The organism is Bifidobacterium saimiriisciurei (genome assembly GCF_010667655.1).
Taxonomy (GTDB): domain Bacteria; phylum Actinomycetota; class Actinomycetes; order Actinomycetales; family Bifidobacteriaceae; genus Galliscardovia; species Galliscardovia saimiriisciurei.
Map to the genome: position 1 here is coordinate 322,248 of NZ_WHZU01000001.1, position 9,560 is coordinate 331,807.

Here is a 9,560-nt window from a genome sequence, read left to right on the forward strand (position 1 = left end):
CGCGAGGAAAATGCGGATGACGTACAAACGCTGCCCGGCCGTTACTCGACGGTGACGGACTTGGCGAGGTTGCGCGGCTTGTCGACGTCGTAGTTCTTGAGCTTGGCCATGTCCATGGCGAACAGCTGCAGCGGCACGACGTCCACGAGCGGGCTCATGAGCGTGGGGCACTTGGGACGCCAGAACACGACGTCGGCGTAGTTCTCCACGTCCTTGTCGCCCTCCTCGGCCACGGCGATGATGTAGGCGCCGCGGGCCTTGACCTCCTCGATGCCGGAGATGACCTTGGCGTGCAGCACATTGCGTCCGCGTTCCGGCGGCACGATGAACACGACCGGCTCGCCCTCGTCCACCAGCGCGATCGGGCCGTGCTTGAGCTCGCCGGCGGCGAAGCCCTCGGTGAACGTGTAGGCGATTTCCTTGAGCTTCAGCGCGCCCTCGAGCGCGACCGGATAGCCCACATGACGGCCGAGGAACAGGAACGAGTTCGCGTTCACCATGCTTTCGGCGGCCTTGCGGATGGTTTCGGTCTGCGTGTCGAGCACCCACTGGATCTTGCGCGGCATGTCCTTGAGGCCGCCGAGGATCTGATGGATCTCGTCGCGGAACATCGTGCCCTTGATCTGGGCGAGATACAGGCCGAGCACGTAGGCGGCGGTGATCTGCGCGACGAACGCCTTCGTGGAGGCCACGGCCACCTCGGGGCCGGCGTGCGTGTAGAGCACGGCGTCGGATTCGCGCGGGATGGAGGCGCCCTGCGTGTTGCAGATGGCCAGCACCTTCGAGCCCTGCTCGCGGGCGTGGCGCAGCGCCATGAGCGTGTCCATGGTCTCGCCGGACTGCGAGATGGCCACCACAAGCGTGCGCGGGGTCAGAATCGGGTCGCGGTAGCGGAACTCGTGGGCGAGCTCCACCTCCACGGGGATGCGCACCCAGTGCTCGATGGCGTACTTGGCGACGAGGCCGGCATAGCTGGCCGTGCCGCAGGCGATGACGATGATCTTGTCGATGGCCTTGAAGTCGTGCTCGTCGATATGCACCTCGTCGAGGTTGAGGTCGCCGTTCTTGTCGAATCGTCCGAGCAGCGTGCGCTGCACGGCGGCCGGGTCCTCGTGGATCTCCTTGTCCATGAACGAATCCCATCCGCCCTTTTCGGCGGCCGAGGCGTCCCAGTCGACGGTGTAGGTCTTCGGATTCTCCACGACGTTGCCGTTGAAGTCGGTGACGATGACCTTGTCGGCGGAGACGCAGACGGCCTGGTCCTGGTCGACCTCCAGCGCACGCTTCGTGTAGGCGACGAACGCGGCCACGTCGGAGCCGAGGAAGTTCTCGCCGTCGCCGAGGCCGACGACCAGCGGCGAGTCATGGCGGGCGCCGACGATGATGTCGGGCTGGCGGCAGTCGGTCGCCAGGATGGTGAACGCGCCCTCGAGCATGCGGGCCAGCCGGCGAACGGCACGGAACAGGTTCGGCTTGCCCTCGTCGGCGATGATGGTGTCGACGATCTTGCCGAGCAGCTTGGCGGCCACCTCGGTGTCGGTGTTTGACGAGAAGCGGTAGCCCTCGGCCTGCAAATCGAGCCGCAGCTGGGATGCGTTCTCGATGATGCCGTTGTGGATGATGGCGACCTTGCCGTCCATGCTGGTATGCGGGTGGGCGTTCACGTCGCTTGGCACGCCGTTGGTGGCCCAGCGGGTGTGGCCGATGCCGACGGTCGCCAGCGGCATGGGCTTGCGTTCGATGTCCTCGACGAGGTTCGCGAGACGTCCCGCCTTCTTGCGCACCTCGACGTGATCCATGCCGGGTGCCGTCAATGCCACGCCGGCAGAATCATATCCGCGGTATTCCAGGCGCTTCAGACCCTGAAGGCAGACCTCCAACGGCTTGCCGCACGCGGTTTCGATGTTTCCTGCATATCCTACGATTCCACACATGAAAAACCAGTGTATGCAATGAATGTTGCATACGCCCCAAGCAAAACGCCACCTTGGCCGAACCTATACAAGGCGCCCCCACGCTCCCGCGCCCGCCCGAAATCATCTCGTCTCTTCCCGACCCCGGCTATGCCCGCGCTTCTGGCTTCCCGCATCTGCCACGACCGCGACGGCCGCTGCTGGGTGGTGCAGACACCAAGGGCTCCGGCATGCGTTTCGCGACCGTAGGCTTGGGAGGCGGAGCCTCCCGGCCGAACGGCCTTGAGTGTGTCGCGAAATGCATGCCGGAGCCCTATGCAGCGGGCCACGAGGGCTAGAGCACGTGGTTGAGGAAGTCCTTGAAACGGGGTTCCTTGGGGTTGTCGATGATTTCAGGGCCGCCCTTCTCCACGACCACGCCGCCGTCCATGAACACGATCTGGTCGGCGACCTCGCGGGCGAAGCCGATCTCATGGGTCACGCAGATCATGGTCATGCCGGCCTGGGCGAGCGAACGCATGACGTTCAGCACCTCGCCCACGAGTTCGGGGTCGAGCGCCGAGGTCGGCTCGTCGAAGAGCATGATGTCGGGATGCATGGCGAGGGCGCGTGCGATGGCCACGCGCTGCTGCTGGCCGCCGGAAAGCTGCATCGGATAGTAGTTGAGGCGTTCGCCCATGCCCACGCGGTTGAGCTCCTCGATGGCCTCGTTGCGCGCCTTGTCCTTCGGCATGTGCGCCACGTGAACAGGCGCCTCCATCACGTTTTCGAGGGCGGTCATGTGCGGGAACAGGTTGAACTTCTGGAACACCATGCCGAGCTTGGCGCGCTGGCGTGCGATGTCCTTGTCGTCGAGGGTCTGGAGCACGGTCTGGCCGTTCCTCGTGACCTCCTTGTAGCCGATCATCTCGCCGTCGACCTCGATGCGGCCGCCGGTGAGCGTCTCGAGCTGGTTGATGAGACGCAGCAGCGTGGACTTGCCGGAGCCGGAGGGGCCGAGAATCACGGTGACGGTGCCGGTTTCGACGGTGAGGTCCACGCCCTTGAGCACGTGGAGGGATCCGAAGGCCTTGTGCACCTGCGTGGCCTTGACCGCGATGTTCGTTGTCGTCATTTCGTTGCCTCCACTCACGCGTTCAATCCGACCATGGTGGCCTGATTCGTCTTGTGCACGTCGTCCTTGGGTTCGCCGTCGGTCTTGCCGGGCAGCGGCGTCTGCTTGCCCTTGGTGCCGATCGGGCGGGCCTCGAAGCCCTTGCCGAAGTACTTTTCGAGCCTGGACTGGATGACCATCAGCACGGAGGTGATGAGCAGGTACCAGAAGCAGGCCACGATGAGCAGCGGGATAGGCTTGTATATGCGGTTGGCGATGGCGTTCGTGGCGAACTGCAGGTCGAGCGTGAACGGCACGGCCAGCACGAGGGACGTGGTCTTGAGCATGCCGATGGTCTCGTTGCCGGTCGGCGGGATGATGATGCGCATGGCCTGCGGCAGGATGATGCGGCGCATGATGAGCGAACGGCGCATGCCGAGCGCCTCGGCGGCCTCGGCCTGGCCGGGGTCGACGGCCTCGAGGCCGGCGCGCACGATCTCGGAAAGATAGGCGGCTTCGTTGAGCGCCAGGCCGATGACGGCCGCACGGAACGCGGTGACGACGTTCTGCGAGTCGATGGACCAGAATTCGATGGACGTGAACGGAATGCCGAGACCGAGCTTGGGCACGAGCACGGAGAACAGGCCCCAGAACACCAGCTGGGTGTACACAGGGGTTCCGCGGAAGAACCAGATGAAGAACCAGCTCACGCCGCGCAGCACTGGGTTGATGGACTTGCGCATGATGGCGAGGATCACGGCGAGCACGGTGGCGATGACCATGGAGAGCACGGTGATCCACAGCGTCCAGCCGATGCCGGCCAGCACGTTCTCATTGAAGAGGTACTTCCACACGACGTCCCATTCGAACCGCTCGTTGGTGACCATGCCGTACACCAGCATGGCCGCAAGGAGCGCCACGATGACGCCGGCGACGACGGGTCCGATGCGTCGCACGGGCAGGGCGTTGATCCGGTTGGGGATGTTCAGCCCGTCTGATTCTGTGTTCTTCGCTGCCATGATTACGGCTTTCTTCTCTTTCCACTAATACAACGGAGTCATCCAAGACACTACCCGATGGGTGGCATCTTGGATGACGATGATTCCGTTTTCACGAATCCGCTCGGAAAATCACCGGGATTCGGGCAAACGGGAGTCCGACGGCGTTCGCCGCCGGTCGGCCGCCGCGTTATTCGGCGGCGGGGTTGATTTCGGCCTTGTCGATGGCGCCGGAGGAGACTCCCCACGTGTCGAGGATCTTCTTGTAGGTGCCGTCGTCCATGAGCTTCTGCACGGCCTTCTGCATGGCCTCGGCGGTCTTGGTGTCGCCCTTCTTGATGGCGATGGCCTCGGGGGTCACGCCGACGTCCTCGCCGAGGGCCTCGAGCGTGTCGCCGGTCTGCTTGATGGCGTAGCCGGCGACGGGGGTGTCGGCGTAGAAGATGTCGGCCTTGCCGGAGGCGACGGCCGTGGTCACGTCGGTCTGCAGCTTGGACGACTGGATGTCGATGCCGCTCTTGCCGGCGGCCTTGCATGCGTCGTTGGCCTTGTTGATCTCCTCCTCCTGCGTGGTGCCGGTCTGGACGGCCACCTTCTTGCCGCACAGGTCGGAACTGTCGATCTTCGAGGGGTTGCCCTTCTTCACGACGAACGTGGAGCCGGCCTTGAAGTAGGTGACGAAGTCGACGGCCTGGAGACGTTCCTTGGTGACGGTGAACGAGGAGATGCCGATGTCGTACTTGGAGCCGACGGACGGGATGATGGAGTCGAAGGTGGCGGTGGTGGTCTCGGGCTTGAGGCCGAACTCGGCGGCCAGCGCCTTGGTCAGGTCCACATCGAACCCGACGGGCGTCTTGCCGTCCTCGGCGAGGAACTCGGCCGGGGCGTACGAGGTGTCGGTGCCGACCTTGAGCACGCCGTCGCCCTTGATGGAGTCGGGCAGCATGGCGGCGAGCTCGTCGTCCTTCTTGATGGAGCTGGTGTCGAAGCCCTGCGTCGAGGACTTGGACGAGCTGTCGGACGACGAGTCGGACGAGGAGTCCGACGTGCCGCACGCGGCCATGGAGAACAGCGTGGCCGCGGCGAGCGTGGCCGCGGCGATGGCCTTGATTCGAGTGGTGAGTGACATTGTTTCTTCCTCTCGGAAAGTTCATTTCCTAACCGATTACCGAAAGTAAGTTCGCAATGTCACGAGCAGGTTACCAACCAAACTTTTATGGACACCAGCCAAACTCGAACCGCGCCATCCCGTCGGCTCCCCTCATGGCCAAGGGGAGCCGATGCCTTACGCGTCGACCTTGGGATTGACCTCGGGCCTGTCGATCATGACGTTCTCCACGCCCCACGTCTTCATGATGGCCTTGTATGTGCCGTCGGCCATGAGCTTCTCGAGCGCCGCCTTCACCGCCTTCACGGTCCGCTCGTCGCCCTTCTGCACGGCGATGCCCATCGGCTGCACGCCCTCGTTCTCGCCGAGCGTCTGCAGCTGGCCGTCGGTCTGGGCGACGGCATAGCCGGAGACTGGCGTATCGGCGTACATGAGGTCCACGCGGCCGGCGATCAGCGCCGTGGTCACGTCGGTCTGGTTGCGGTACGGCAGGATCTCGATGCGTTCCTTGCCGGCGGCCTTGCAGGCGTCCTGCGCCTTGTACATCTCGGTTTCGGCGACGACGCCCACCTGCACGGAGACGCGTGTGCCGCACAGCTGCTTCGGGTCCGCATGCGTGGGGTTGCCCTTGCGCACGGCGAAGGTGAGGCCGGCCTTGGCGTAGGTGACGAAGTCGACCGCGTCCATACGGTCTTTGTTCACGGTGAAGCCGGAGATGCCCAGGTCGTATTTCGAGCCGACCGAGGGGATGATGGTGTCGAAGGTGGCGTTCTCGATGTCGAGGTCGAGCCCGAACACCTTGGCAAGCGCCTTGTCCAAATCGATTTCGTAGCCGACGGACGTCTTGCCGTCGGAGGCCAGGAATTCGGCAGGCGCATAGGTGACGTTGACGCCGACGGAGAGCTTGCCGTCCTTGGTGATGGATTCCGGCAGCATCGCGGCGATCTTCTCGTCCTTCTGGATATGGCCGACGTCGTAGCTGCGCGCGATGTCGGGGTCGGAATCGGTGGCGTCGCTGGTGCCGCACGCCGCGAGCGGCACCATCATCGTCGCGGCCACGACGGCCGCAAGCATCATCTTCAGTCTTCGCATACTGCCATAGTAAACGGTCGGTAACGCCAAATCTAATGGCGCATGTTACGGAGGCGCATCTCGCGCTGCGCCTCGCGCTTGTCCTGTGCCTCGCGCAACGCCTGGCGCTTGTCGAACTCGCGCTTGCCCCGCGCCAGCGCGATCTCGACCTTCACACGGCCGTCCTTGAAATACAGGCTCAGCGGCACGATGGTGTAGCCCTTCGCCTGAATCTGGCGGGCGAGCTTCTCGATCTGCTGGGCGTGCAGCAGCAGCTTGCGCTTGCGCTTGGGCGCGTGGTTGGTCCACGTGCCGTTGAGGTACTCGGGGATGTTCGCGTTCTCCAGCCAGATCTCACCCCGGCGGTCGATGCTCACGAACGCCTCGGCGAGCGATGCGCGCCCCTCGCGCAGCGACTTCACCTCCGTGCCCGAGAGCACGATGCCTGCCTCGAGCCTGTCCTCGATCTCGTAGTCGTGCCGCGCCCTGCGGTTCACGGCGATCGGCTTGGCGCCCTGTTCCCTCTTGTCCTGCTTGGTCTGCTTTGCCGCCATACGGTCCTCCTTCCCTCTGTTGTATCGTCTTCCCTGCGTCTTCGAGCCCTACGGCTGCGTCGGTGCTATCGGTCCATAGTAGCGTGAACGCAACGATGGCGGGAATCCTGCGTGGATTCCCGCCATCGGCGAACGCTGGTGCGGACTTGCGTCCTGCATCACGACCCTATTGGATCAGTAGTGGACGTACTGGTGGTCGTAGGGATCGTACAGGGTGTCGTAGTGGACGTTGCCCTGCCAGATGGAGCCACCTTCGGAGACGAACACCGAACCGTCGGAGTTGATGCGTTCGACGATCGCCACATGGCCGTAGATGGGGCTGTGGCCGTCCTGGCCGGCACGGAACACCATGACGGCGCCCACGTGCGGCGTGTTGTTCACGTAGTAGCCGAGGCGCCTGGCCGAGTTGCCCCAGTCCTGGCCGTTGCCGAGGTAGGAGCCGACCGGCAGCCTGAGCTGACCGCGACGGATGTAGGACCACCAGGTGCACTGGCTCCACGGGTAGGCGTTGCCGACGTTGCCGGTGGCGTGGCCGTAGCAGTAGGTCGAACCCTGCGGGCAGTTGCCGGGCACGGAATAGTTCATGCCGGAGGGCCTGGAGCTGCTGTTCGACGACGAGCCGCTGTTCGACGGACGGCTGGACGAGGACGATGAATGACTGCTGTTGCTGTTCGACGGACGGCTCGTGTTCGTGCTGGTGGAGGGACGGCTCGAGCTGCTGGAGCTGCTGCCGGACGGACGCGTGCTGCCCTGGGCGCCGCTGTTCGCGGTGATCTGCTGCTGGGCGCTCGGCTTCTGGGCGGCGAGCTGACGGTTGTAGGAGTCGATCTGCGACTGCAGGAGCACGATCTGCGCGGCTTCCTTGGCCGTGGCGGACTTGAGCTGGCTCTGCTGCGACTCCAGGTAGGTGCGCTGCGAGGTGCCCTTGTCACGCAGGGCGTTGAGCTGCTCGGTCTTGGCCTGCGCGTTGGCGGCGGCCTTCTGCGCGGCGGCGGCGTCGGACTCGGCCTGCGTCTTGAGCTCGGTGATCTGCTTTTCGATGGCGGCGAGACGGTCCTTGCGGTTCATCTGCGTGCTCTGCGCGTTGGCGGCGTCGTTCGCGGCGTTCGACTCGGAGCGGGTGACGGCCGCGGACGACTGCATCGACTTGATGAAGTCGTCGGTGTTCTTCGCGCCGGTGACCATGCTCATCGTGTCGGAGGCCGCGGAGCCGTGGAAGCTGTCTCGGGCCAGTTCGGCGACGGCGGCGTGCGCGTCGTCGTAGTCCTCGCCGGTCTCCTTGATCTTCTTCTCGAGATCCGACTTGTCCTTCTGCGCGGCCTCGAGGCGGGCGGACGCGGCGTTGGCCTCCTCCTGCGCGGATTCGGCCGCGTCGGCGGCCTCGTTCGCGGCCTTCTGCGCGGCCGGGATCTGATTGTTGGTCAGATCGTCGAGTTCGATGATCTTCTGCGCCAAGGCGGAGTTCACGCCGCTGAGCTTGCTCTGCAGCGACTGCTTCTTCGCCTTGCTCTGCGCCAGCTGGCTATACGACGGCGTTGCCGCGGCGGCCTGCGGTGCCGGCGCCGCGATGTTCACCACGGCCATCGACAGCGTCAGTCCGAGGCACGCCATGATGCCGATGGCTTTGGTGCTCGTACGCAACATAGTCATATCGTCTCCTTACGCTTCAGGCACCCCATCGTACTGCATTCGCCTGAAAGCCCTTTGTTCGATTCTAACGTCCGGCTTGACTTTCGCTAGGCCTTGAGGTAGCGGCGCAGCGAGATGAGCGAGGCGACGATGGACAGGAGCACGGCGCCGCCGATCAGCGCCGGCGAGACCATGAGCACCGTCGTCAGGTTGACGAACGGCATCCACGTGACCGTCTTCGCCAGCCAACCGGTGACGAACACCTCCACGATGCCGCCGAGCGCCACGCATGAGAGGATGGACCCAAGCAGCGAGGCGATGACGCCCTCGAGAATGAACGGCAGCTGGATGATCCAGTTCGAGGCGCCGACGAGGCGCATAATCTCCGTCTCGTTCTTGCGCGACGCGGCGGACATGCGAATCGTGGTTCCCGTAAGCATGATGGCCACAAGCACCATCACGGCGGCGAGCACGACCGTCACCACGGTGCCGCGGTTGAGCACGGCGAACACGGGGTCGAAGATCTGCCGCTGGTCCTGCACCTCCTCGACGCCCTTCTTGCCGGAAAGCACCTCGGAGACCTGCTGGTATTTCTCCGGATTCGTAAGCTTCAAGCGCAATGACGCCTGCATGTCGTCCGCTGTGAGCGTACGGCCCTGATACACGCCGCCCGGATACTGCTTGACGAACGTGTCCTTGTAGAACTGGTCCTTGCTCACGTACGTGATCTTGGAGACGTCGCTGTGCAGCTCGTCCTTGATGGTGTTCTGGATGTCGATGATCTCATCGGTGGTCGGCGCCTTGCCGGTGGCGCAGTTGGCCGACTGGCTGGTGCCGTCCGGGCAGAGCCACACCACTACCTCGACCTTGTCGTACCAGTCGCCCTTGGCCTTGGTGATCTGCGCCTGCATGAGGCCGGATGCGCCGATGAACAGGAACGAGATGAAGGTGACGAGCATCACCGAAAGGATCATGGAACCGTTGCGCTTGATGCTGGTCCATGTCTCCGACAGGACGAAACGGAATCTCATCGGTCGTTCTCCTTCGTATCCTTCACATCGTGGTTCTTGTCGGCCTTGTCGCCGCCGGTTTTCGCGGCATCGGCCTTGTCGGTCTTCTTCTCCTCGCTCGGCGGAACGAAGCGTGGCGGGGACGGCAAGGATTCAGGCGCCGCCAAGCGTCTGCTCGAGGCCG

Annotated in this window: 8 protein-coding genes; all 8 read right to left on the minus strand. The window is 64.2% G+C overall.

Annotated features, from left to right (window positions below):
* Positions 1-41: 41 nt before the first annotated feature.
* Complete coding sequence (gene glmS, locus GFD18_RS01175) at positions 42-1,934, minus strand: glutamine--fructose-6-phosphate transaminase (isomerizing) (RefSeq protein WP_163200120.1); 1,893 nt, start codon at positions 1,932-1,934, stop codon at positions 42-44.
* 313 nt (positions 1,935-2,247) lie between these two features.
* Positions 2,248-3,027, minus strand: coding sequence for an amino acid ABC transporter ATP-binding protein (locus tag GFD18_RS01180; protein ID WP_163200121.1), 780 nt, complete (start codon positions 3,025-3,027; stop codon positions 2,248-2,250).
* A gap of 14 nt (positions 3,028-3,041) precedes the next feature.
* Positions 3,042-4,025, minus strand: coding sequence for an amino acid ABC transporter permease (locus GFD18_RS01185; protein WP_163200122.1), 984 nt, complete (start codon positions 4,023-4,025; stop codon positions 3,042-3,044).
* 169 nt (positions 4,026-4,194) lie between these two features.
* Positions 4,195-5,133 carry an ABC transporter substrate-binding protein gene (locus GFD18_RS01190; protein WP_163200123.1) on the minus strand — a complete coding sequence of 313 codons (939 nt, stop codon included), beginning with the start codon at positions 5,131-5,133 and terminating at the stop codon, positions 4,195-4,197.
* Positions 5,134-5,289: 156 nt separating this feature from the next.
* Positions 5,290-6,204 (minus strand): ABC transporter substrate-binding protein, encoded by a 915-nt coding sequence (locus tag GFD18_RS01195; protein ID WP_225432812.1) that lies wholly within the window; start codon positions 6,202-6,204, stop codon positions 5,290-5,292.
* A gap of 32 nt (positions 6,205-6,236) precedes the next feature.
* On the minus strand, positions 6,237-6,737 hold the full coding sequence (gene smpB, locus GFD18_RS01200) for an SsrA-binding protein SmpB (RefSeq protein WP_163200124.1): 501 nt from the start codon (positions 6,735-6,737) through the stop codon (positions 6,237-6,239).
* Between the two features lie 174 nt (positions 6,738-6,911).
* Positions 6,912-8,387, minus strand: coding sequence for a CHAP domain-containing protein (locus GFD18_RS01205; protein WP_225432810.1), 1,476 nt, complete (start codon positions 8,385-8,387; stop codon positions 6,912-6,914).
* Positions 8,388-8,473: 86 nt separating this feature from the next.
* Entirely contained in the window at positions 8,474-9,397 is a 924-nt protein-coding gene (gene ftsX / locus GFD18_RS01210) for a permease-like cell division protein FtsX (RefSeq protein WP_100509962.1), read from the minus strand.
* Positions 9,398-9,560: the final 163 nt, after the last annotated feature.